17 protein-coding genes are annotated in these 26,482 nt (G+C 40.9%); 11 read left to right on the top strand and 6 right to left on the bottom strand.

Going from position 1 to position 26,482, the window contains the following annotated elements; translation table 11 throughout:
- Position 1 precedes the first annotated feature (1 nt).
- Positions 2-643, bottom strand: coding sequence for an HAD family hydrolase (locus KO534_RS05040; RefSeq protein ID WP_215927986.1), 642 nt, complete (start codon positions 641-643; stop codon positions 2-4).
- Positions 633-1,586, bottom strand: a complete 954-nt coding sequence (gene rluC, locus KO534_RS05035) for a 23S rRNA pseudouridine(955/2504/2580) synthase RluC (protein ID WP_215927984.1) — start codon at positions 1,584-1,586, stop codon at positions 633-635. The genes KO534_RS05040 and rluC overlap by 11 nt, the downstream gene beginning before the upstream one ends.
- A 605-nt stretch (positions 1,587-2,191) precedes the next feature.
- On the opposite strand from rluC, the gene rne reads away from it, so the two are divergent.
- Complete coding sequence (rne, locus tag KO534_RS05030; protein WP_215928398.1) at positions 2,192-5,146, top strand: ribonuclease E; 2,955 nt, start codon at positions 2,192-2,194, stop codon at positions 5,144-5,146.
- 196 nt (positions 5,147-5,342) lie between these two features.
- Positions 5,343-6,665, top strand: a complete 1,323-nt coding sequence (locus KO534_RS05025; protein WP_215927982.1) for a DEAD/DEAH box helicase — start codon at positions 5,343-5,345, stop codon at positions 6,663-6,665.
- Between the two features lie 189 nt (positions 6,666-6,854).
- Here the strand turns inward: KO534_RS05025 and KO534_RS05020 are convergent, their stop codons facing one another.
- Positions 6,855-7,781: a hypothetical protein gene (locus KO534_RS05020; RefSeq protein WP_215927980.1), complete on the bottom strand. Its 927-nt coding sequence runs from the start codon at positions 7,779-7,781 to the stop codon at positions 6,855-6,857.
- A 43-nt stretch (positions 7,782-7,824) separates the two neighbouring features.
- Positions 7,825-8,271, bottom strand: coding sequence for a YaiI/YqxD family protein (locus KO534_RS05015; RefSeq protein ID WP_215927977.1), 447 nt, complete (start codon positions 8,269-8,271; stop codon positions 7,825-7,827).
- A 457-nt stretch (positions 8,272-8,728) separates the two neighbouring features.
- On the opposite strand from KO534_RS05015, the gene KO534_RS05010 reads away from it, so the two are divergent.
- The 6 genes from KO534_RS05010 (at position 8,729) to KO534_RS04985 (ending at position 19,357) form a co-directional block, all read left to right on the top strand.
- Positions 8,729-9,874, top strand: coding sequence for an efflux RND transporter periplasmic adaptor subunit (locus KO534_RS05010; protein WP_215927975.1), 1,146 nt, complete (start codon positions 8,729-8,731; stop codon positions 9,872-9,874).
- A 10-nt stretch (positions 9,875-9,884) separates the two neighbouring features.
- Complete coding sequence (locus KO534_RS05005; protein ID WP_215927973.1) at positions 9,885-13,232, top strand: efflux RND transporter permease subunit; 3,348 nt, start codon at positions 9,885-9,887, stop codon at positions 13,230-13,232.
- A complete protein-coding gene (locus tag KO534_RS05000) occupies positions 13,225-16,332 on the top strand; it encodes an efflux RND transporter permease subunit (protein ID WP_215927970.1) in 3,108 nt (1,035 codons plus the stop codon). Before KO534_RS05005 ends, KO534_RS05000 begins: the two co-directional genes overlap by 8 nt.
- Positions 16,333-16,507: 175 nt before the next feature.
- Positions 16,508-17,524, top strand: a complete 1,017-nt coding sequence (locus KO534_RS04995) for an aldo/keto reductase (RefSeq protein ID WP_215928397.1) — start codon at positions 16,508-16,510, stop codon at positions 17,522-17,524.
- Position 17,525: 1 nt separating this feature from the next.
- Positions 17,526-18,026 (top strand): RNA methyltransferase, encoded by a 501-nt coding sequence (locus KO534_RS04990; RefSeq protein ID WP_215927968.1) that lies wholly within the window; start codon positions 17,526-17,528, stop codon positions 18,024-18,026.
- 158 nt (positions 18,027-18,184) lie between these two features.
- Complete coding sequence (locus KO534_RS04985; protein WP_215927965.1) at positions 18,185-19,357, top strand: hydroxymethylglutaryl-CoA reductase; 1,173 nt, start codon at positions 18,185-18,187, stop codon at positions 19,355-19,357.
- A 44-nt stretch (positions 19,358-19,401) separates the two neighbouring features.
- Here the strand turns inward: KO534_RS04985 and KO534_RS04980 are convergent, their stop codons facing one another.
- Together KO534_RS04980 and KO534_RS04975 are read right to left on the bottom strand one after the other, a co-directional pair.
- Positions 19,402-20,139 (bottom strand): DUF3667 domain-containing protein, encoded by a 738-nt coding sequence (locus KO534_RS04980; RefSeq protein WP_215927963.1) that lies wholly within the window; start codon positions 20,137-20,139, stop codon positions 19,402-19,404.
- A gap of 95 nt (positions 20,140-20,234) precedes the next feature.
- The gene (locus tag KO534_RS04975) at positions 20,235-22,400 is read right to left on the bottom strand and encodes a molybdopterin-dependent oxidoreductase (RefSeq protein WP_215927961.1); all 2,166 of its coding nucleotides are present in this window, start codon (positions 22,398-22,400) and stop codon (positions 20,235-20,237) included.
- Between the two features lie 187 nt (positions 22,401-22,587).
- Between KO534_RS04975 and KO534_RS04970 the strand changes: the two genes are divergently transcribed.
- Genes KO534_RS04970 through KO534_RS04960 form a run of 3 tightly spaced genes read left to right on the top strand, consistent with a single transcriptional unit; the run spans position 22,588 to position 26,449 of the window.
- The gene (locus KO534_RS04970; RefSeq protein ID WP_215927959.1) at positions 22,588-23,886 is read left to right on the top strand and encodes an efflux RND transporter periplasmic adaptor subunit; all 1,299 of its coding nucleotides are present in this window, start codon (positions 22,588-22,590) and stop codon (positions 23,884-23,886) included.
- Complete coding sequence (locus KO534_RS04965; RefSeq protein ID WP_215927957.1) at positions 23,886-25,190, top strand: ABC transporter permease; 1,305 nt, start codon at positions 23,886-23,888, stop codon at positions 25,188-25,190. Before KO534_RS04970 ends, KO534_RS04965 begins: the two co-directional genes overlap by 1 nt.
- Positions 25,187-26,449, top strand: coding sequence for an ABC transporter permease (locus tag KO534_RS04960; protein ID WP_215927955.1), 1,263 nt, complete (start codon positions 25,187-25,189; stop codon positions 26,447-26,449). Before KO534_RS04965 ends, KO534_RS04960 begins: the two co-directional genes overlap by 4 nt.
- Positions 26,450-26,482 lie beyond the last annotated feature (33 nt).

Below are 26,482 nucleotides of genomic sequence, written 5' to 3'. Positions count from 1 at the left end.
TTTAAATATGTAGTAGTAATTCATCCAAAGTATTAATTACTGCCAACGGTGTATGCTTTTGTAACTCGTCAGCATTGTGTACACCAAAACTCACGCCGATACGGTCCATATTTATCGCTTCAGCCATTGCCATATCATAAGTAGTATCACCCACCATAAGAACTTGTTCCGCCGGCAAATCCAATTCAGCCAATATCTGCATTAACATATCTGGCGAAGGTTTACTTTCGGCGTCGTCTGCAGTTCTAGACGCACTAAAAAAGTGTTCTGTATTAGAATGATACCAGTTGTGTTCCAAACCTAACCTAGCTTTACCTGTTGCGACAGCTAAAATGTAACCTCTTTGGGTTAACTCTTCTAACAATTCAACAGCACCGTCAAAAAGCGGACTACTTATTTGTGCATGCTCTTTAAAATGCTCTTTATAAGTGTGAAAAAGTTCCATTGCCCGCTTATCATCTTGGATATTAAACAACTGTTTCAATGCGGGTAACAAACTAATACCAATCACATTTTTTGCTTGGTCATAATCAGGTATAGCAAAACCTAGTTGCTCAGCACTTGTTTGCATACTTTCGACAATCTTACTAATTGAATCCATAAGCGTGCCGTCCCAATCAAATACTATAGCCTTATATTTCACTTCTAAGTCTCTTCAATACACTCACTAAACTAGGTTCAAGTGGGGCTTTACAATTAACTCTTTGTTGCGTGTTTGGATGAATAAACGCCAAAGAATAAGCATGTAAGAATAATCTCTTTAAACCCATCTTTTGGGTTCTTTCGTCAAAATCTTTATCGCCATACCTATTGTCAGCAGCAATCGGATGACCGGCATGCAAACAATGGACGCGAATTTGATGAGTACGACCGGTGATCGGCGATGCCTCAACTAACGTTGCTTGATCAAAGGCTTCCAAAATACGGTAACGAGTTTCAGATGGTTTGCCTTGTTCATCAACCAATACTATTCGTTCTCCAGATTTTAGGGTGTTCTTTAATAACGGCGCTTTTACTTTGAAGCGATTGGCTGGCCACTCTCCTGCAACGAGGGCTTGATAACGCTTGTCAACTTTTCTATCTCTCAACTGTTCGTGCAAGTTTTTCAACGCTGAACGTTTTTTGGCAATCAACAAACAGCCTGACGTATCGCGATCAAGCCTATGTACCAATTCTAAAAATTTTTGCTGTGGTCTTAATGACCTCAGTGCTTCAATGACTCCGAAACTTAAGCCACTGCCACCATGCACTGCTGTGCCAGAAGGTTTGTTAAGCACAATTATCCAGTCATCTTCATACAATATGTGACTTTCGAGGCTCGATACTTTGTTTAATTTAGTGGAAGGTAAATCTGATGGTTCAGATACACGAACAGGCGGGATCCGCAACTCGTCGTTGGCCTGCAATTTATATTCGGGCTTGACCCGTTTTTTGTTCACTCGTACTTCGCCTTTACGCAAAATGCGATAAATAAGGCTTTTAGGCACTCCTTTTAAGAAAGTGCGCAAATAGTTATCAATCCTTTGCCCTTCTAGGTCAGGATCGATAGTAACAAATTGAACTTTTTGGAATGATAAGTCTGTCATATGCCGCGTATTGTAACTGAATTGCTATAGCAGATGTCTAGTTTTTTAATGTCTTGCCAGTGTTAGTGCTTTAATGTGATAATACTCAGGTTTTCAAACATGTAATAAATGTATAAAACAAACAGATGGATTAATCAGTTCTGTATGCATAAACGACCAATTCGTCGTAACACGGTGTTTCAAACGCGTGTATTGCAAGCCTAATATGGCTAATTAACTGTGAAGCGAGTAACTTTTCACAAGCTTGATTAAACAGAACTCTTACATCAGCGATTTAATTAACCTATTGATCGCCAATGATGTAAAGAATACAAAAGAATTGACAAGATATTTGAATATTAAGATAGCCAGACAAGCATTTGTTATTCGAATACCGCTAAGTTTTAAATGATAAATAAGTAGCTAAACAAACCGCCTTGTTTAGTGCCTATGGAAATATAGGTAGAGTGTTTAAAAACAAAACATTAAATAATGCAAAACACTTAGGCGCAAAAACTTAACCAAGAGTATACAGTCGTGAGGCTGCATTAAATAAATTGTCACATTACGGCGTAGTTCTTTACTTGTGGTGATCGGTACATTACCGAGCAACAAGAATGAAAAGAATGTTAATCAATGCTACTCAGCAAGAAGAATTGCGAGTTGCACTTGTCGATGGTCAAAAACTGTATGACTTGGACATTGAAAGTCCGGGGCATGAACAGAAAAAAGCCAATATTTACAAAGGAACTATTACCCGCGTAGAACCCAGTTTAGAAGCCGCATTTGTGGATTACGGCGCTGACAGACACGGTTTTTTGCCCCTAAAAGAAATTGCCAGAACCTACTTCCCTCAAGGATATAGATTTGAAGGCCGTCCAAATATCAAAGAAGTGATTAAGGAAGGTCAAGAAGTCATCATTCAAATTGATAAAGAAGAACGCGGCCAAAAAGGCGCAGCCTTAACTACCTTTATTAGTTTAGCTGGTAGCTACCTAGTTTTAATGCCAAACAATCCTCGCGCTGGCGGCGTTTCTCGACGTATTGAAGGCGACGAACGCACTGAATTAAAAGCAGCTTTAGGAGGGCTAGACCTTCCAGATGGCATGGGACTCATAGTCAGAACCGCTGGTGTCGGCAAAACCACAGAAGAGTTAGCCTACGACTTAGATTACTTAGTATCTGGTTGGGGCCGTATTAAAGAAATGGCAGAATCTCGCCCCGCTCCATTCCTTATACACCAAGAAAGTGATGTTGTAGTACGCGCTATTCGTGATTACCTAAGACGCGATATTGGTGAAATTCTAATCGACAATACCGAAGTGCATCAAAGAGCGTTAAAACACGTTGAGCAGATGCGCCCAGACTACGCTAATCGCGTCAAACTTTATAGCGGTGATGTGCCATTATTCAGTCACTACCAAATTGAAAGTCAAATTGAATCGGCTTTCCAACGAGAAGTCAGACTACCATCTGGTGGCTCCATTGTAATTGACCCTACTGAAGCATTAATATCAATTGATATTAACTCTGCCCGCGCCACAAAAGGTAGCGACATTGAAGAAACCGCCTTCAATACTAACCTTGAAGCTGCGGACGAAATAGCCCGTCAATTACGTTTGCGAGATGCCGGTGGTTTAGTCGTCATCGACTTTATTGATATGACCCCAGTACGCCATCAACGTGAAGTTGAAAATCGCATGAAAGACGCGGTACGTGGTGACAGAGCACGCGTACAATTAGGGCGTATTTCACGTTTTGGTTTGCTTGAAATGTCGCGCCAACGTTTACGACCTTCATTAGGTGATTCAGCCAATAATGTGTGCCCTAGATGTAGTGGTCACGGTTCGGTTAGAGGTACAGAATCACTTGCATTATCGGTTCTTCGTATAATGGAAGAAGAAAGCATTAAAGATAATACTGGTCAAATTGAAGCCCAGCTACCTGTTAATGTTGCCACTTACTTATTAAACGAAAAGCGTAATTCAGTACGTGGTGTTGAAAAACGCCATAATGTCCAACTTGTTATCATTCCTAATCCGAACATGGAAACGCCGCAATACAGTGTTGCTCGCAGACGACCAGATGACGCAGTTCAAGATATGAGTTACAACTTGCCATTAATTGAGCAAGAAGAGAATATCACTGACAAAACTGTTGCCCCTGCATTAGCTAAGGAACAACCTGCTTTACAAAGTTTAATAGCGCCTGATAAAAAGATGAACGCTAACGCTAAGGCCAAATCGACAGAAAAGTCTGAAGGTTTAGTAGAAAAAGTCAGCAAATGGATTTCTGGACTATTTAAAACAGAAGAGAAAGTTGTACCAAAGAAAACCACGCATACTCGTAATAAAGGCACTAACCAACGTCGAAATAAAAATTCTCGCTCTGATCGAAACAGACGCAATAATAAAAACTTCGATCACAAAGACAATGGTGAGCAATCAGCGAATCGTAATGAGCGTCCGTCAAGAAACGATAAAAACGAACGTTCTGATCGTAAACCTAGGAATGATAATCGTAAGCCACGACGTAATGACAAATCAGTAGAGGCAAAACAAGATGGCCCTGCTGCGTCGAAAGGAAACACAACTGCACCAGCCAAGAAAAAAGAACAAGTTGCTGAGCGCAGAAAACGCAGAGACACTAGGCGTAGTGTCAGAGTAGAAGATGATAAGATTGAAAAAAATAACCTAGCAACTCCGAGTAAAGAAACTAAAGAGTCTGTAGTTGAAAAGTCTCAGTCCACTGTCAAAAATGATGCTCCAGTAACCAGCAAACCAGCGTCAAAAGAGCCAAAATCAGCTCCACCAGTCGAGGTTGCTACAGAAGCACCAACCGCAACTGAAGGCGCTAAAGATGCGGTTCAAAATAAAGATGAAGAATCTGCACCTCGCACTCGTACTCGTCGTTCACCACGACATATTCGTGCTGCAGGCCAGAAGCGTCGTAAAGAAGGTGAAGAGAAAGACGATACAGTAAAAGCCCAAGCGGTTGAAATCACTCAGGACGAATTACAGTTTGATGAACCTGTAGCTGCCGAGGCTGTTGCACCAAAACAAACCCAAACGACGCCTGAAGTTGCAGAGACTGCTAATGCAGATGCGGTTCCTGAGAGTGAAACGCGCCCTGAAGAAGAAACTGTAGCTACTTTAGCTAAAGAAGTAATCACTGAAGATACCCCAGCTCAAGTGACCATGGAATTAGCTCCAGAGGCACCTAAAGTCGAAGATAAACCCGAAGTAACGACCCAAGCTGCCACTTCTGAAGAGACCGAGGTTTCGACGCAAGAGCCTAAAACACCAGAAAAGGTTAAACCTGTTAAGAAAGCCGCACCTAAGAAAGCAGCTAAAAAGGCCACTTCGTTAAAAGTGCCGGCTAAGCCTGTCAAAAAGGAATCAGTATCAGCACCTATGGCGCGACCTGCTTCTATTGATGAAGCTTTTGTTGATATTCAGATCGGTTCTCTTGATGATGCAGCCAGACCTGAAGTGAAACGCTCTGGTCGGTCTGCAGTCTACTCGAACTCATTGAATGCAGCGACTGCACCAGCAACTCGCCCAGGTTCAGCAAGCGAGTAAATTTTCACCTACAATAGCTGAGAATAGCCGCAAGACATCATTGACTTGCGGCTTTTTTTCGAGAGTCTAAGTGCTATTGTGTGTTGTTTACTGTATCCTGCCGCGTTTAGTAAAGCTGTTTAAAAAACGACCTGCATTTAACCATGGCTACAACTTCACCGTATAAAAAGTTAACCCCCCTATTTGAGAATAATCTATGAGTTTTGCCGATTTAGGCCTTTCAACCAAAATATTATCTGCAGTAACCAATAAAGGTTACACCACGCCCTCTCCTATCCAGGAGCAAGCTATTCCAGCGGTATTGCAGGGTAGCGATGTAATGGCTGCCGCACAAACCGGTACAGGTAAAACCGCAGGTTTTACGCTGCCTATATTACAACTATTAAGCCAAGGTAAACCCGCTAAACCAAATCAAGCTCGCGCTTTGATCTTAACTCCAACCAGAGAGTTAGCGGCTCAAGTTGCAGAAAGTGTGCAAACCTATGGTCAAGACTTATCTTTAAAAAGTGCAGTAGTATTTGGCGGTGTGGGTATCAATCCACAAATGCTTAAGTTACGTAAAGGTGCCGATATTCTTGTGGCAACTCCAGGCCGTTTGTTAGATTTATTTAACCAAAACGCCGTTAAGTTTAACGAGTTGGAAATTTTAGTGTTGGATGAAGCTGACCGCATGTTAGACATGGGTTTTATTCACGACATCAAAAAAATCATTAAGTTACTACCACAAAAACGTCAAAACTTAATGTTTTCTGCCACCTTCTCAGAAGACATTCGTAAATTAGCAAAGGGCCTAGTAAATAACCCAGTAGAAATTTCAGTTACCCCAGCTAACACCACTGTTGATTTGGTGGAACAATGGGTATATCCAGTTGATAAAAGCCAAAAATCACAACTGCTAACCTCTTTAATCAAAGACAACGATTGGCAACAAGTTTTAGTGTTCAGTCGCACTAAGCATGGCGCCAATCGCATAGTAAAACAGTTAGAATCACGAGGTATAAGTGCTGCTGCTATTCATGGAAATAAAAGCCAAGGCGCACGGACTAAAGCCTTAGCGGATTTTAAACAAGGTAAAGTCAAAGCCTTGATTGCCACAGATATTGCCGCCCGTGGTTTAGATATTGATCAGCTTCCACAAGTTGTAAATTTTGACCTACCAAACATAGCAGAAGATTATGTGCACCGAATTGGACGAACAGGTCGTGCTGGCGCTAAAGGCCAAGCTATCTCTATGGTAACCCAAGATGAATTTAAAGAGTTGGTAGACATCGAAATATTTACTAAACAAATCATTCAAAGAAAAATAATTAAAGGTTTTGAACCCAGTGCCAAGTTACCCGAGTCAAAAACCGACCAACGACCTATCAAAGCCAAAAAACCTAAAAAGCCGAAAGTCGATCATCGTGACGGACAACGTTCAGGCCGAAACGCTGCAGGTGGACAACCCCCTAAGGCTAATCGCTCACGCAATAGAAACAGAAACACTAACCGCAGTTCTGATACTTCCGGAAATCGTTAATATCCCTCTACTCGTTTTTCAAGCTTGATAACAGTCCCTCACTTATAGAAGATGAGGGACTACTCTAGTGAAATAGCGGTCGCACTTTGGCTCATCATGAGTCATCGTTTTGGCCGAAACAACATCTCCATCCCCCTTGCGAAGGCTAGGAGTTCCCCAAAAGCAAACATAATTTAACGCCATTTCATATTACTCTAGCCCCACTAGATTTTTTCTATATTCATACAAACGGAAATCATTGTTAGTTTCAGCCATTTCGACAGCCTGTTGAAAAAGCACCCTTGCGGCTTCTTTCTGGCCACGTGCTTTTGCTACTAATCCTAAGCCGTTGATAGGTAATGCGTTATCGGGATCGCGCTTTTGACTGTATTGAAACAATTTCATGGCGCCAGATAGGTCATTATTTTGTAACTTGAATAATGCGTAGCGATAAATATGATTGACGTGTGATCGTTCCAAAAAGTCAGTATCAGATAGCTGTGCCATATAGCTTTGGAATAACGCGAAGTCGCCGTCCATAAGCGGCATAAAACTGAGTTTTCGAAGCAATTCAAATCTATTTTTATCGATTTGTTGCTGGTTTAGGCTAAATTGTTTTGCCTGCTGGTCAAAATACTCATTTAAAAATTGATGACCACCTACTGCTGTAAACGCTTCGAAGCTGTTGATCTGTGGTTTATCAAAGTAGTAAAAATAGTCACGAACTCCGCGCATTAAGGTTTCAAAGCCAAGGCTAGCATGGGTGGCATCATCAATAATGGCAAAAGTGTATCGCGGCTTTTCTAATGTGATTTTATCTAACGCAGATTCTAGTTTATCAATGCCTAAATACTGCGGGTAATCATAACTCCCCTTGCTAACATATAAATGTTTACCTTTGCCGTTAGTCACAATTGCAGCCAGTAAACGCTCGAAACTTTGCTGTAGCATAGGAAAATACTCCCCATACAAGGGAGAAGGACTAGCGGCAATGTACCCACTGAATAATTTTGGTTTGTCGACCATAGTATTAATGGTAAATCCCCCTGCCGCTTCCCAACCAAACAGGATACGTTCGTCACTTAGAGAATACTTAGACTTGATATGTGGAAAGACTTGGCTACTTGCTACTACCATGTAGTCATTGGGGATAATGGTAGTTTGTCGTCAACATGCCCTATCAATTATTTGCCGTTAAAATTCGGTCTAAGTGATTGGCAAAGTTTTGTCTATCGGTTTGATTAAGTGGCGGTGGACCACCCGATTGTTCGCCACTGGCGCGCATAGTGTCCATAAAATCACGAATATTAAGCCGCGCTCGAATATTCTCTGTAGTAAACAATTCGCCTCTGGAGCTCAATACCTGCCCCCCTTTTTCAATCACTTCTGCAGCTAAAGGTATATCACTCGTAATCACCAAATCATTCGTTGCTACTAGTCTAACAATTTCGTCATCTGCCACATCAAACCCTGCGCTTACTTGCATTGAGCGAATAAACTTTGACGCAGGAGTCTTAATATATTGATTAGCCACAAAAATGGTTTCAATTTTTGTACGCTGTGCCGCTCGAAATAAAATATCCTTTATCACCACAGGACACGCATCTGCATCAACCCAAATTTTCAATGTTACTTTCTCTTTTTAGATAACTAGTTTGATTACCATTGCAGTGCAATCGTCTGAATCGACACGACAAAAAAGTAATGGCCCCAATACATAAGTAACATTGTATTGTCTTGTGTAAATTGATGCAAAACACTATTGAGTATTTGATTCGTTTTCATAAAGGCTGTTTTGAGTGCGTTTTTGTACTTTTCCAATACTCATTACATAGGCGGTCGCCCTTAGTAACAGAATAACACACACCACGTGCAACGAGTGGTGTTGACCATTTCAACCAACAAATAGCGAATATCGCTAATTAATACCAAACAGAAACCTACAGTTGCAACCAAAGTACATACTATCCATTTGTTTTATAAGACTTTTTATGTATTGGCATAGTCGATGCTATCTATCAGCCAATTGGCGCAGATACGCATAATCACTATTAACTTAACATCAGATTTTCAGGAAACCTGCAATGGATACAATAATAAACAATAAGAGAATTGGCCTTAAATTACTTTCAATATTACCCATTTTACTGACAGTCAGTTTACTTAGCAGTTGCGGTCAAGCCGAATCACAAGGTGAGAATATCCAAGAGGAACTAGTGATATCTGTTCCTGTAGAGATTTCCGAGTTATCAATCGGCCATATATCTTCGAATTATGCCACCACTGCGATTTTAGAAGCAAAAGAGGAAGCCTTTGTTGTTCCAAGAGCCTCAGGAATAATAGAGCATATATATGTTGAAGAGGGAGACTATGTTGAGAAAGGCCAAATTTTGGCACAGATAGAACCCCGTCGCTATCACTTGAATTTAGATCGCGCTAAAGCTGATCTAGTGGGTGTTGAGAAAGAACTGTCGAAAATTAACAAGGTGTACAATAAAAAATTAGTCAGTGATGATACCTATGACAAACTTACCGCCCAATATGAGTCGGCTAACGCAACTCTTTCATTGGCACAGCTTGATCTAAAAGAAGCCACTATCACCGCACCTATATCAGGCTTTATAGCTGAACGTAATGCTAAAGTCGGTAACTTGAGCGAGTCATTCCAACGTGAACGGATGTTTCATATCGTTCAACAAAGCGAGTTATATGGTATTGTTTATTTACCCGAAAAGGAACTTTCTAAGGTTCACAAGGAACAACGAGCTACTTTAAATTTAACCGCCGTTAACGGAGCCAGTACGGTTGCCTTTGTAGAAAGAATTAGCCCTGTAATAGACGCAAAAACGGGCACTTTCAAAGTTACCTTAAGAGTGCCAAACCCAGACAATTTACTAAAGTCAGGGATGTTTGCCCAAGTTAAACTCAATTACGACACCAAACAAAATGCCGTTCTGTTACCCCGTAAAGCACTTTTAGCCATAGACGATAGTGTCAACGTTTTTGTAGTCAAAGATGGTATCGCTAGCAAACAAGCTGTCACTGTTGGTTATCAAGAAGGTGAGGTTGTAGAAATATTAAGTGGACTAACCGGAACCGAAAAGGTAGTAATTACAGGTCATCAAAATCTCCGAGACCAAGCACCTGTAGAAATTGTAAACGACGATACAGGCCAAGACGAAACGTTAGAACTTGCCCAGGACAATTCAAATCAGCTAGCGAAAAGTTAAGGAGCGGATTATGAATATTGTTGATATTGCGGTTAAGCGCCCTGTCACGGTTTGGATGTTCACTGTTGCAGTCATTCTATTTGGGATGGTTTCTTTATCACGCTTAGCCATTAACCTATTACCAGAACTGTCCTACCCTACTTTAACCATACGCACCGACTATAGCGGTGCGGCACCCGGTGAAATCGAGCAACTGGTTTCAAAACCAATTGAAGAAACAATAGGTGTAGTGAAAGGGGTTCGTACAGTAACTTCTACCTCAAAAGCGGGCCAATCTGATGTTTTAATTGAATTTGAATGGGGAACCGATATGGATCTCGCTAGCCTCGAAATCCGCGAAAAGCTGGATACGCTCGAACTCCCTTTAGATATAAAAAAACCATTATTATTGCGCTTCAATCCTAGTCTGGATCCTATTATGCGTTTTGGTCTAGGTGGCGTTACATCAGAAACAGCTAACCAGTCCTTACCACCCCACTCCATGCAGCAAGAATTACTCAGTAAACAAGCAATTAAATCTTTGCGTATATATGGGGAAGAACAAATTAAAAGGCAACTTGAATCTGTTGTTGGCGTGGCCTCGGTAAAAGTGGGGGGAGGATTAGAAAATGAAATTCAAGTATTAGTTGACCAGCAAAAAACCAGTCAGTTAAACATCACTGTTAATGAAGTTATCAAACGTTTGAAAGATGAAAACGTTAACTCTTCTGGTGGTCGAGTTAAAGACGGGTCTCAGGAGTATTTAGTAAGAACCCTAAACCAATTTCAAACCCTAGATGATATTCGTAATCTATTTATTGCTAACCGAGACGGAAAAAATATTCGTTTAGGCGATATCGCTTCAGTTCAAGATACCCACAAAGAACCAACCTCAATAAACCGCTTCAATGGATTTGAAGGGGTCGAAATAGCCATTTATAAAGAAGGCGATGCAAACACTGTTCAAGTTGCAGAGAATATAAAATTTCGTGTTGCACAATTGCAAAAAGACATACCAAACCAATACCAATTACAATTAATTTATGATCAATCAAAATTTATCTCTAGTGCTATAAGCGAAGTGAAGTCCGCTGGGATCATAGGTGGCGTATTAGCAATGTTGATCTTGTATTTGTTTTTGAAAAACATTTGGACAACTTTGATAGTGTCGATATCTATTCCCGTTTCGATTATCGCCACCTTTAATCTTATGTATGGCAATGGTATTAGCCTAAACATAATGAGCTTAGGAGGCATTGCGTTAGCAATAGGATTATTAGTAGATAACAGTATTGTTGTACTAGAAAACATCGCTAGACATAAAAGTAACACCGCAAACAATAAAGAAGCAGCAATCATAGGAACCAAAGAGGTGTCTATGGCAATCATTGCTTCTACGTTGACAACTATGGCTGTATTTGTTCCCTTGGTATTTGTTGAAGGTATAGCCGGTCAACTTTTTAGCGATCAGGCCTTAACTGTTACCTTTGCTTTAGCCGCTTCCTTGGTAGTGGCACTGACCTTAATCCCTATGCTTGCCGCTCGAGAAAAATCGACTGCCAATTCTCAAAACACGACAACATTAGATTTCGGTGAAACCACTGAAAAATCGCTACCCGCAACTAAAATAGCCCGGTTTTTTCACTACTTATCACTGCCAATCACTTGGCTACGAAAATTACTTTTCTACGTTATTCCCATGTGCATTACTTCTATAGTGATCTTAACTTATCGAGTTTTAAGTAAAGTGTTGGTGTTGACGTTCCGTCCACTATTATGGGTATTCGATAAAAGTTATGCTCAAATCGAAAAAGCCTATTTATGGGCGCTAAAGTTCGCTTTGAATCTACGACTCTTAGTATTATCAGCGGTAATATTGGTGTCATTGGCTTCGTTAACCTTGTTGCCCAAACTTGGTATGGAGCTTATTCCTGATATGTCTCAAGGAGAGTTTTATGTGGAAATCAATCTTCCAACAGGATCACAATTAATCAACACCGACCAAGTCATTGCAGAATTAGCCACTTTTACAAGCGATCTAACAGGCGTAGAGCGAACCTATGCTCTAGCGGGGACCGGAAGCTTAATGAATGCATCAGCGAGTCAGGGAGGCGATTATTGGGGGAAATTAAATGTGGTAATGCAGCCCAATAGTGACAGTGAAACGACTCAACGAGTAATGCAGGAAATGCGTCGATACTTGTCTCAGCAACCAGGCATTCAAAGCAAGTTTGGAAAGCCTGCTTTATTTACGTTTGCGACTCCTTTAGCAATACAGATTTCTGGATACGATTTACAAAACTTAGCTAAATACAGTCAAAAATTGCAGGCTTTATTACAAAGCGATAACCGTTATACAGACGTTAAATCGTCACTACAAACGGGTAATCCAGAGCTTAAAGTAAAATTTGATCACAGTAAACTCGCTCAGCTTGGAATAAATGCACCTGATGTTTCTAAACTTATCGCCGCTAAGATTGGTGGCGAAGTGGCCACTAAATACAGTATAAACGACCGCAAAGTTGATATTTTGGTGAGAACCATGGAGTCACAACGTGATTCGATTGTTGATATTGGTCAAATGATTGTTAATCCAGGCGTAAGTCTAGCTATTCCTTTAGAAGCGGTTGCAGATATCAGTATGTCCATTGGCCCCAGTGAGATCACTCGCGTCGGTCAGGAGCGTGTAGCTGTTGTGACTACCAATTTAAATTACGGCGACCTAAATGAAGCCGTTTTAGCAGTACAACAACATATCGATGCGTTAAATTTACCAATTACTATGCAGGCTAAAGTGGCCGGACAAAGTGAGGAAATGGAAAACAGTTTCCAATCCTTACAATTTGCCCTAGCCCTTGCAATATTTTTGGTATACCTAGTGATGGCATCGCAGTTTGAGTCTCTATTACATCCTCTACTAATATTATTTACCGTTCCTTTAGCCTGTGCGGGCTCGATTTATGGGTTGTATCTATCGGCTACCAATATCAGTGTTGTGGTGTTTATTGGACTCATCATGTTAGCGGGAATAGTGGTCAACAACGCCATTGTGTTGATCGATCGTATTAATCAATTACGTTCACAAGGGCTGCAAAAATCACTGGCAATCATCGAAGCCGCACAAAGCCGGCTAAGACCTATATTGATGACAACACTAACAACCTCACTCGGTCTTTTACCTATGGCAATGGGTATCGGAGAAGGAGCTGAAATTCGCACACCAATGGCGATTACGGTTATTTACGGCTTACTTTTTGCCACTCTACTTACCTTGTTTTTTATCCCAGTAATTTACAGTTTGTTCGATAGAAAGCAGTTTGCTCAACAACCTAAAGAGTTAGCTTCAACGACGGATACTGCGGAGACAATTTATGGATAAGCTAACCACCGCCAGTTCATCGTTAGCTGGGTTTGCCATTCGTCGCCCAGTTACCATTATGATGGTGTTTTTCTCAATGTTGGTATTGGGCCTTTTGTCTAGTCAATTGTTGCCACTAGAAAAATTTCCAAGCATCGATATACCAGAAATTGCTATCCGCATTCCATATAGTGACGCAACGCCAGTAGAAGTTGAAAAAATGATCACTCGACCAGTTGAAGAAGCCTTAGCGACTATGTCTGGTATCAAACGTTTGCGATCGCGCTCCTCTGAAGATGCTGCTGAAATCCAATTACAGTTTGCTTGGGATGAAAACCTAAAAGCTAAAGGAATTGAAGCCAGAGAAAAGATTGACGCAATACGCCCAGACTTACCCGAGGATGTGGAGCGAATTTTGGTTTATCAATTTAATACCAATGATATGCCAATTTTTTCACTGCGAGTTTCAAGTGAAAGAGACTTATCAAGCGCTTATGACTTGCTTGATCGAAACTTAAAGCGTCCCATCGAGAGAGTCGCAGGAGTTTCAAAAGTCGAACTCTACGGCGTAACCAAAAAACAGATTTCGATACGTTTAGACCAACAACTGATGGCCTCATTACAAGTTAATACCAATGAACTGGCACGAGCGTTAAGTAACGCTAACTTTTCCCTCACCGCTGGTAATTTCACAGATTTAGATATCCAGCAAAAATTCACAGTTAATCCACAAGGCGAATTTACTAGTTTGCAGGAAATTCAGGACTTTATGATTAAAAAAGGCGTCCGCCTGAGTGACATTGCTTTAGTTAAATACGAAAAACCTGCACGTACTGAAGGTCGTCATTTAGATCAATCCTTTGCAGTAGGCTTTAACATTTATCGAGAATCGACCAGTAACATGGTTGCAGTCTCAGACGAAGTAATGAAGGTCATAGACGACGCCAATTCAAACCCAGCCTTTAATGGTATCCATTTGTTTATCATGCAAAATGAAGCCAAAAGTGTGACTAAGTCGCTTTCCGATCTGTTAAACGCAGGTTTGATTGGCGCATTATTATCGCTACTAGTGCTTTATGCCTTTTTACGTAATATAACCAGTACCTTGTTGGTGGTGTTATCAGTGCCTTTTAGTATATGTATTACACTTGGCTGCATGTACATGATGGGTTACAGCATTAATATTTTGTCGATGATGGGACTGATGTTAGCGGTAGGCATGCTGGTGGACAATGCAGTGGTTGTCACCGAAAGCATTGAACAGGAAAAACAAAACAATCCTGATGTAGTGGCGGCGACGAAAGCCGGAGTCGGTAAAGTCAGTTTGGCTGTGATTGCTGGGACTATTACAACCGCTATTGTTTTTTTACCCAATATAGTGGGTGCAAAAGTTAACGTTACCGTTTTCCTCGAGCATGTTGCTATCGCAATATGTATTTCACTCTTTGCCTCTTTATTGATCTCGCAGACCCTAATTCCATTACTTTTCACTAAGATCAATCCTAAAGTCGCTAAGGGAAAAACAACCCCGTCATCTAAACCCCGTAGTAAATTAGCATCTTGGTATACATCAATCCTTAGTTGGTCGCTCAACAATCAAGGAAAAACGGGTCTCATTGCAATATTAGTACTGGCGAGTACCGCTCTGCCCTTGCAGTACGTCACTAGTGATGATGATAACGATAACGACCAAAATCGCGTATGGATGAATTACGATATTCAAGGTAGTTTCAGTTTAGAAGAAGTAGAAAAATCCGTGAGTAAAATGGAAGCGTATTTATACGCTAACCAAGAAAAGTTCTATATCAAGCAGGTATATACCTATTACACCGCTGGATTTGCCGTTTCAGGCATTACGCTAATTGATGATTTGCCAGTCTCGCAATCAACAGTCAAAAATCTAATCACCGAAAATCTCCCCAGTTTTGTAAGAGCGAAACCTTCTTTCCAATGGGATCAAGGTAATGGTGGTGGAATACAAATGACAATAGTCGGTGACTCTTCAGAAAGACTAGAACAAATTGCTAACCAAATCATCCCAATTTTGGCTAACATCGATGGCTTATCTGAAGTAAAAACTGATACCACTAGGCAAAAACTAGAGTTGCAAGTGGTAGTAGATCGACAGAAAGCGTTTCGTTTTGGTTTAAATACCAGCGAAATTTCAAAGGTTGTCGCTACCGCACTAAGAGGCACAAACTTACGTACCTTTAGACATGGCGATGGAGGCGAAGTGGGTATCCGTCTGATGTACGATCAACAACTACAAGACTCAGTTAACGCACTGAAAAACCTTACAATTACCCGTTCGTCTGGTCAAAATGTGACTTTAGATATGGTGGCTGAATTAACGGTTAAACCCAGACTTTCAGAAATTAATCGTAGCTATCGACAAACTTCGATAACGATTGGTGGTAATTTAAAGGATGGCTTTACACTAGAAAATGCGCAAAAAAGCATAGAAGGTGTAATGCAGCATATCAAGTTACCCTCTGGCTACGACTGGACCTTTGATGGAAGTATTGAACGTCAAAACCAAAACGAAAGCGCCATGCAAACGAATATGCTTTTGGCCCTAATTATGATTTATATTGTTATGGCTGCTTTATTTGAATCCCTCTTGTTGCCCACCGCTGTAATAACTTCATTGTTGTTTTCCTTAACCGGAGTGTTTTGGGCGTTGTTCGTAGCGGGCTTACCAATGTCCATCATGAGTATGATAGGAATGTTGATATTAATGGGCATAGTCGTCAACAATGGCATAGTGTTGGTCGATAGAATAAATCAGCTCATTAATAGTGGTTACGCAGTGCGACAAGCCATTGTTGAAGGCTGTTTAAATCGGGTTAGACCCATCCTTATGACAGTCGCCACAACGGTATTAGGGTTGGTGCCACTCGCCTTTGGTAGTACGCGATTAGGAGGAGATGGCCCACCCTATTCACCAATGGCAATATCCATAATAGGAGGGTTGATATTTTCGACTTTAACTAGTTTGGTATTGGTCCCCTTAACTTATTTTTTGCTGCTTAAATTGAGAGCAAAAACGAAGCAAATGATCCTTAATAGTAAACAAATCATTGACCGCGTCATAAGTGTGAATAGCACAAATGTGACTTAATTAAATGGCTTGTATTCGTCATTTTGAATAGAAACGAGTGCGGCACTTCGCCACTTGTTTCTTGTATCGGTTGTCGTTTGCAACGAACCATTTATCAAAATACTAACGGCGTTAATTGAGAATTTTTGGGCTTTGGTTTAGGCTATCGCAAATTTTTTGTTCGGCGAAAATGGCAATGATAACAAACGACCCAAATCCACAATATTTAGCGGCATCTGACAGGTACGAAAGTATGTCGTATCGTCGATGCGGTAAAAGTGGCCTGAAATTACCGGCTCTATCACTAGGACTGTGGCAAAATTTCGGTGCTGTCGATTCGTATAGCAATGCTCAAAACATGCTACATCGCGCGTTTGACCTCGGTATTAATCACTTTGACTTAGCCAACAATTATGGGCCACCATTTGGTTCTGCCGAGTCTACTTTTGGTCAAGTTATGACAAAGAGTTTTAAGCCCTATCGAGATGAAATGTTAATTTCCAGCAAAGCTGGGTATGACATGTGGGCAGGGCCATACGGTATAGGGGGTTCTAGGAAATATTTGGTTGCGAGTTGTGATCAAAGTTTAAAGCGCACCGGACTAGACTATTTTGACGTGTTCTATTCACATTGCCACGATCCTGATACGCCTCTTGAAGAAACCATGCAAGCCTTAGACTATATTGTGCGCTCTGGTCGCGCTTTATATGCAGGTATTTCGAGTTATTCACCTGTGCACACTAAGCAGGCCATTAGTATTTTAAAGGATTTAGGTACACCGCTATTAATCCACCAACCTAGTTATAATATGTTCGATAGATGGATAGAAGACGGATTGACAGAGGTGTTATTAGAAGAAGGGGTCGGCTCCATTGTGTTCTCTCCACTGGCACAAGGTTTTTTAACCAATAAATACCTCAAGGGTGTACCTCAGGGCTCAAGGGCTTCTCGCAGTGAACAGATCTATCTGAATGAAAACAATATTAGCCAAGAAAAAGTAGCGAAAGTTGCGCAGCTTAATGACTTAGCGGTACAAAGAGGGCAAACATTGGCACAGATGGCTGTAGCATGGGTGCTTAACAATCAAGCAGTGACAAGTGCTATTATTGGTGCCAGTAAAGTCAGTCAAATTGAAGACTGTGTGGCGGCACTCAATAATTTAGAGTTTACCCAACAAGAGCTCAGTAATATTGACACTATTTTAGGAAAATAAAGTGCCTGCGCATTTAGCTATTATTAACCCCAAAAGCCCTCAGAACATGGGCAGCATCTTGCGTGCTGCCGGATGTTACCAGGCACAGAGCATTCGATATACGGGAGAACGTTATGCACGTGCAAAAGCGTTTCAAACTGATACCAAAAACGTTCAGTCGGTTATTGAAGTTAAACATGTTGATGAAATAATCAATGACGACACTGACGTTACCCTTAAAAAAGTTGCAGTAGAGTTAGTTGAAGGGGCAACACCTCTTCCCAATTTTGTACATCCTAACAACGCACTGTATATCTTTGGACCAGAGGACGGTTCTATAGAACAAGATGTGGTCGATAAATGTGACCATGTAGTTTACATACCTACCCTAGGATGTATGAATTTGGCCGCAACCGTTAATGTTCTGTTATACGATCGCTTGTCTAAAACCACACAAATGCCAACAGATGATGAGGTCATACTTAAAAGCCGAGATACCAATAATCGCACCAAGGCCAAATAACGGTACCTAATATTACAAGCACTACATAAATGTTAATGCATTTAACTTTTAATTAACATTTCCTTTGTTATCTATCGCTAACCATGTGACTATAAAAATCAATTAAAAGCCGTTGTTATTTGTATTTAAGTCACATGAAGTAATAGAAGGAATATCTAATGAGTGATGATAATCGCATCCCCCGTAATTCAGAGAACGACCATTCTAGGGAAATGGCCGAAGTTCGCAGAAAATTTATCAAACAAAAAACCGGAGCTGAACTCACCCACACCGGTCAATTTAGTATCGATCCTGCAGTGTTACCCGGGAATGTCGAAAACTTTATTGGAATAGTGCAAATGCCGGTCGGTGTAGCAGGGCCAGTTTTAGTCAATGGCGAACATGCTAAGGGCGAATTCTACGTTCCACTTGCGACAACCGAAGGCACCTTGGTTGCCAGCTATAGCCGAGGAATGCGAGTTATTAATGAATGTGGAGGTGTAACCACCACAGTTGTTGAGGGGTTTATGCAACGTGCCCCCGCTTTCATTTTTAACAACGCCCGAGAAGCAAGAGATTTTGGGCATTGGGTTGATGAGAACTTTGAAAAGATCAAAGCGGCTGCTGAAACCACTACAAGCATAGGTAAACTTGAACACATTCAGCAATGGTCGGTTTCTAAAACTAAATACCTACGTTTTAACTACACCACAGGTGATGCCGCGGGGCAAAATATGGTAGGCAAGGCAACCTTGATTGCCTGTGAATGGATCAAAGCCAATTCCCCCATTCCTTGTATGTATATGTTATCTGGCAATATGGATACTGACAAAAAACACTCTCACTTGAATATGTTGCATTCAAGAGGAAAAAGAGTCATCGCTGAAATAGTACTCAAGAAAGAAGTATTAGCTCGTGTCATGAAAGTGGATACCAAAATGTTAGCTGGCGCATCAGTTTTGGCCAACACTGGCGCACAAATGGCAGGTGCTGCTTATAACGGACCGCACTCAGCAAATGGTATAGCAGCTCTGTATATTGCCACAGGTCAAGATGAAGCTAATGTGGTGGAATCGCATGCAGGCATGTTGTCCCATGAATTATTAGATAATGGCGATCTTTACATGTCGGTAACTTTACCTTCACTAATAGTGGCCACGTTCGGCGGAGGCACTGGGTTACCCACACAAAAAGAATGTTTGCAAATGCTCGGTTGCGTGGGGAAAGGTAAAGCTGAAAAGTTTGCTGAAATTGTTGCGGCTACGGTGCTCGCCGGTGACATATCATTAGGTTGTGCGGTAATAGCCGGGCATTGGGTCAGCAGTCATGACCAGATGGGCAGAAATAGATAAACACCTTAAATTGTCTAATTTATGTAGGTTGTTTCTCGCTATTTTTATAATAACGAGAAGTAACCTATTGAAAAACTTAAGAATGCGAAAGCAAGCATATAGACAGCTAATCCAAGAACTATGGCAATAAAACTTTTGAGATATTTTTTACCCGATACTGGACGAAATATTCCTGTCAGTCCCCAGCACATATAGACAACACTCAAAACCGTTAAAAGCAATTGACTCCAAGCGTTTTGGAATACTCCAAGTAGTATAGCGATGCAATACACTAAACAAAAATGGCTGATGTTAAGTAACGCTGGGTAAAAGAGTTCGGCAAAGGTGTATTTTTCGTTTCTAAAAACAAACCGAAGAAATCCTGCAGTCAAACATGCAGACGCAAAATAAAGTGGGATCAACAAAGAGTTAATGATTGCTTGAAACCTCGCTAATTGGGTTTCAAGTTCAGGAGCATTGCTTTCAAGTTGACTTAAGTCAACAATAACCGTGTCAGTCATTGCAGCAATCGCAATCATCAAAGTCATGATCCAAATACTATAACGTACCGGTGAAAAATAACGTTTACGTGCCCCGTCCAAATACTCTACGTACACTTTACTCGGATTAACGGTTAGAAAATAAAGCGTCTTTAAAAAAGGGGATTCAAAATCAATTAGACCGCTATAAACATCATCACCAACTTGGCCGAGTGTTATTCGTTCTTGTTTTTTTTGGCCACATTGACCACAAAACTTAGCCTCAACAGTGGCTCCACAATTTTGACAGGTAAAACTTTGCATGGATATTCCAGAATTTTAATAGGAGAACTACAGCAACCTCGGTTAAGATTACCCAAGGTTGCTTTACCACGCCTAGTTTACACCAACCAATCGACCTAGGCAGCCCCAATAGTCACTGGTACACCATTTAATACCGCATTACCAGACAATTCATCTAAAACCATTTCATCAGTTAGATCATTCACACTGACTCCTGCATGTTGTTCGGCGGTTTTCCATTGACTACCCTTTTTATTGTGCCCCCATCCATGAGGAATCGAAATAACTCCGGGCATGATCTTATCTGTAATCTCTGCTGGTAATGACACTTGACCTACCCTAGAGGTGACTATGATAAGTTGTTGATTTTCAATATTGTGCTTTGCGGCGTCAACAGGGTGGATTTGTGCCGTACATCTGGATAAGCCATTATTAGTACCTTTGACCATTCTATGACTATTGTGCAACCAAGAGTTATTGGTTTTAAGATGCCTTCGTCCAATCAATTGCAGTGAATCACCTTCTGACAGATTTGATGAGTTTTTTGTATCTAACTTCGCACTAAAGAAATGCTTTTCAAGACGGTTTAAGTCAGTCATAAAGTAATCAAAACTTAAGTGTATTTTTTTATCGTTATGGTAAATCGCTTCCGGTAAATCGGGCTGCAGCGGACCAAGATCAATGCCATGTGGTTTTTTCAACAATACATCAATACTCAATGGTTCACCTTCATAGCGGTAGCGACCACTTTTTAATAAATCATCCACTACCCCTTTAGGTTCTTTGTCCCAAAGCGTGCCATACCTGTCGGTGGGCAAGCCGTTTAATCGATCTAGACGTTCTGCCAAACCAAGATATATTTGCCAATCCGTTTTAGTTGTGTCAGAAATGGGGAAAATAGCTGGTGAAAACTTGGAACTGTTTCTTACCGCAAAATTATGGAAAACAATATCATAGTGATCCCGCTCTAAGGCAGTAACAGGCGGTAAAATAATATTGGCATGTCGCGAAGTTTCAGTAATATAAAAATCAACAGCAACAACAAAATCTAATTTTTCAAAGGCTTTATCTAATTGCGGTCCATTTGGGGTAGTTAAGATAGGATTACCCGCCCCTATTACCATAGCTTTGACTTGCCCATCTCCTTCGGTCAGTATTTCTTCAGCCAAAGCCGATACCGGAAATTCACCAGCAAAAGCGGGCAAATTACGTACACGAGTATGAAAATTAGCAATAGAACCCCGGCCTGAATGAGGTAATAAATCGGCAGCAGGTTGTGTAAACATCATGCCGCCTTGCCTGTCTAGATTTCCACTGAGCATATTAAATAGCATGATCAAGTATTGAGTCAGTGTTCCAAAAGCCTGCACACTCGCCCCCATTCGCCCATAACAAACTGCGGGGCCCGCAGCGCAGAAAGATTCAACTAATGCAATAATTTCGGTTTCACCTATGCCCGTTAACGGAGCAACACGTTTAGCTGAATACTCGGACACATACTGTTCAACCGATAATAGATCAGGTGCAAACCCAAGCAGCTCTTTGGCAGCGATCAGTTTTTTGTCGAATAAGGTGTGGATCATCGCTAATAATAGTAACGCGTCTGTGCCTGGCCTAATAAAGTGATGTTCGCTACTAATATCCGCTGTTTCAGACTTTTTCGGATCAATTACTACTACTTTTCCACCTCGATTCTGAATCGCTTTTAGGCGGCGTTTAATATGTGGCACAGTCATTATGCTGCCGTTTGAAGCTAGAGGGTTACCACCAATGATCATAAAGTGTTGAGTATGGTCAATATCGGGAATAGGGATTTGGGATTGATGTCCAAAAAGTTGACGACTAACAATGTGGTGAGGTAATTGGTCAACCGATGTAGCTGAATAGCGATTGTGGGATTTCAACGCGCGATAAAAATAAGGGCCAAATAAAATGGCTCCCATGTTATGGGCATTTGGGTTTCCGAGATAGGTAGCAACCGATTCTACCCCGTGTTTTTGTTGCACTTCAAACAGGCTATTCGCCACTTTATCTAAAGCATATTCCCATGACACTTCTTGCCAACCGTCCGCGGTCTTTTCCAAAGGAGTGCGAATTCGTTGTGGGTCGTCATATAAATCTTTTAACGCCATGGCTTTTGGGCAAACATGACCTTCACTGAAGGGATTGAGTTTATCACCGACTATAGAGAGAATTTCGGTGCCTTGCGTTGTCACTTCTATGCCACACATGGCTTCACACAGAGTACAAGTAGAATAATGTTTTTGTTTTTCAGTCGTCATAATTTTTGTTAAAAAAATTGTTAATATCTGAAAGTTATCGATTAACGCTGTTATATACAAGCATCATTAATAGTTATGTTTTCTAAAGCAATAATTTATGACCTAGACACATGGGTATAACTAATTTACCCTGTGTATCAGTACGATAAGGGTTATCTGTTTAGTTTTATCACGCCAAGGAACCTAGTTGAAAATCACCGACACTAGTGCTCAAGACACTATTATTACTCGTAAAACTTCGTCTAAAAAGTATGTTGTGATTGGGGTTGCGTTTTTATTATTAGTCATCAGTTTAGTGTTGCTGTACCAACACTTTTCTCGTTGGTCCGCATCTACGATGTCGGTCGCAGCTGATCGCATACGAATTGGCACAGTAACACGTGGAGATTTTGTACGAGATTTGTCGATACAGGGCCGAGTTGTGGCAGCAATAAGCCCAAAGCTGTATAGCCCAGCTCAAGGAACCATTACATTTTTAGTAGACGCTGGGGATACTGTTACGCAAGGCCAAACGTTGGCGACTATAGAAAGTCCAGAGTTATCAAATAGGCTCAAACAAGAACAGTCAAATCTACAGCAGTTACAATTTCAGCTCGACAGACAACGGATCCAAAATAAAAAACAAGTATTAGAAAATCAAAAATCTTCTGACTTAGCCAAAGTCGCATTAACTGCTGCTGTTCGCGAGAAACGTCGCGCTGACCAAGCGTATCAAAGTCATTCCATTAGTCAGATTGATTTCGAAAAAGCCCAAGACGAACTAGAAAATGCCGAGTTAGTTTATAAACATTCAGTGAATGACGCCAAACTCAATATCGAGAGTCTCGAGTTCGAACTACAAACCAAGCAGCTTCAAGTCGATAGGCAAGCGTTAGAGGTAAGGGAGTTAAGCAGACAAGAAAAGGAACTAACCCTACTCTCTCCAGTTAATGGCATTGTTGGCAATTTAGCGGTCGAGCAAAAAAATCAAGTCAGTAAAAATCAAGCAATTATGAGTGTCGTGGATTTAACTGAATTTGAATTGGATGTGGATATTCCAGAGAGTTACGCAGACGATCTAGCGATAGGAATGCCAGCTGAAGTCAACTTAAATGGCCGCAATCATCAAGCTATTTTAGTGAACATTTCTCCTGAAATAGAAAACAACTTAGTAAAAGGCCGAGTACGTTTTGCGAAAACCAACGCAATGGGTGAGCCACTTATTCCGCCATCAGCATTACGACAAAACCAACGTTTAACCACGCGAATTTTAATCGAAAGTAAAAACGATGTACTCATGGTAGAGCGAGGCCAATTTTTGCAAAGTTCCAATGGACGTGTTGCCTATGTAGTGCAAGACGGACTGGCAACACGCACCCCAATCAAAACTGGCGCTCGCAGTTTGGCAGTTGTTGAAATTTTACATGGGTTACAGCAAGGACAAAAAATTATTGTTTCAGGTACGGACCAGTTTAATGCGGCTAACACTGTTTTGATCAGTCAATAATGTTTTATTATTATCTGACACTTTCACTAAGAAACATCGCGAGTCACAAAGGCTTGAGTGTTTTGATTGCCACTACCATTGGCCTGGGTATTGCGGCTTCTATGATCACCTATTCGTTGATCTATCTCATGTCCAAAGATCCACTACCTCATAAAAGTGACAGGGTTTATCATATTCAATTAGACAATTGGAGTCTTAACACTGCGGCAATTCCGCCAGATTTACCCCCCGAAGAAGTGAGTTGGACTGATGCTTTAAATATAGTGCATGCCAAGCAGGCTAAGTATCAGGCAGCCAACACTATAACTTGGGGTATGGTTACACCAGCGGATAACAACATTCCTCCCTTTCTCGGTATCATTAGAGCCACCCACGGCGAGTTTTTTCCAATGTTTGATGTACCCTTTTTATTTGGGCAGGCTTGGCAAAATTATCCCCGAGGACAAGTCGAAAATGTCGTAGTGTTAAGTAAATCCACCAATCAAAGAATTTTTGGAGGGATTAACTCTGTTGGCCAAACGCTACCGATGTTAGGCCAATTGTTCACAGTGATAGGAGTAATAAATGATTGGCATCCTAGCCCTAAGTTTTTTGACATGTCACTCGGAAAATTTTATCCACCTGAAGATTTATACGTGCCCCTACAAATAAAAGCCAATTTAGAACTTCCACACGGTGGCAACAGCCATTGTTGGCAATCCAATATAGGTGATAGTTATCAAGCGTTTCTTAACTCAGAATGTGTCAATTTTAATTTGTGGGTAGAATTATCCCACCAACAAGACAAGGCGCAGTTTGCAAGTTATTTAGAGGATTACGTTACTCAACAGCGGGCATTAGGTCGATTCCCTAAGGCCACTCAAAATATCATATTAGATATTGAGCAATGGCTTGCCCACAAAAAAGTAGTCAGTTCTGATATTTATGTGTTTTTCTATTTATCTCTATTCTTTTTGTTAGTTTGTTTGTTCAATGCAGCCAGTTTACTTAGCACTAAGTTGACGACTACTACTGGTCAAATGGCGCTCAGGAGAGCATTGGGAGCTAGCCGCCAGGCTATTTTTAGTCAATGTCTGATAGAGACCATTATGCTGGGATGTTTAGGTGCTCTCATTGGTTTTAGTCTGTGTGCGCTAGGTCTAAGTGGTATAAAGATTCTTTATCCCGAATTTAGTGCATTTATTACTTTGGATATGCCACTGCTGATTATTACAATTGGGATCAGCATTTTATCTACAGTCTTAGCCGGTTTAGTGCCCACTATAAAAGTGTGTATGTTAGCACCAGCGGACTATTTAAGATGAGTGATACTAATCAATCCCATTCCAATACTATGCCTTTTAGTCGCATTCCATTTTTACCCTTATTGCGCACATTAATCAGACAAAAATACACCTTTACCATGTTGGTTTTGCAAATTGCCCTGACTTTGGCGGTGCTGAGTAACGGATTATTTATTGTTTCGCAGCGCCTTGATATTTTGCAACGCCCAACAGGGATAGATGAAACTCACACCTTTGCTTTAACAAGTTCAGGTTTTACTCAAAGTTTCAATCCGCAAAATAGTATCAAGGCTGACCTAGATGCCCTTAGGCAAATGCCAAACATTGTAAATGCTGTCGCAACCTACGCCTTTCCATTTAGTGGCAGCAGCGAATGGGATGAATTGCAAACCTCTACAGGACAAGATGAAATCACTGTGCCTGCTGCCAGTTACAAGTTAGACGAACACGGTATTGAGGCGTTAGGCCTAACCTTATTAGCCGGTGAAAATTTCAATACTAACGAGGTACTTTGGCAAACCCAAACTACCAAGACTTTTCCAAGTGCAGTCATCATTACCTCAAAACTGGCATCAGACTTATTTAACACTACCGATTGGTCAACTGTCGTAGGTAAAACTATTTATATAAACGCTACCTACGGTGCGGTAATCAAAGGGGTCGTAGAACAACTACAAGCGCCTTGGGATGCGGTAGGAAAAATCGAAAACAGCATTATTTATCCTAGGGTCATTACTCGAAATTCAGCACGGTATTTTATTCGCACCCAAGCTAACAAGTTGCAAGAGACTATGGTCGAAGTTGAAGACTATCTTGCTACTAGCAATCAACAGCGGATGATCCGCAAAGTACAAAGTATTCAAACGATTAAAAAACAAGTATATGGGCCGGACATTGGTGCGATAAGTATTTTGATGGTGGTAATATTCGCTCTTAGCATCGTTGCTGCATTGGGCATTGCTGGTTTAACTAGTTTTAATCTAGTGAAACGTAAAAAACAGATAGGTATAAGACGAGCGCTTGGAGCTAATAAGACTGATATATTAAGTTATTTTATTGCTGAAAATATCATACAAAGCACATGTGGTGTGTTACTGGGATGGCTACTAGCATTAGGATTAAATGTGTTTTTAGTCTCACAATATGCGCTGCCTAAACTGCCTCTTAGTTACGTTGTTATTGCTGCGTTATGCCTATATATTTTGGGTATATTAGCCATCCTAAAGCCCGCAATAAAAGCAATGAATATTTCTCCAGCTTTAGCCACAAGAGATCAGTAAAAGACCACTCAAAAAAAATTAATTTTTAGTTTT

The organism is Paraglaciecola arctica, assembly GCF_018861065.1.
Lineage (GTDB): Bacteria > Pseudomonadota > Gammaproteobacteria > Enterobacterales > Alteromonadaceae > Paraglaciecola > Paraglaciecola arctica_B.
Note: the sequence above shows the minus strand (reverse complement) of the source record. Positions and strands in the feature narration are given on the sequence as shown.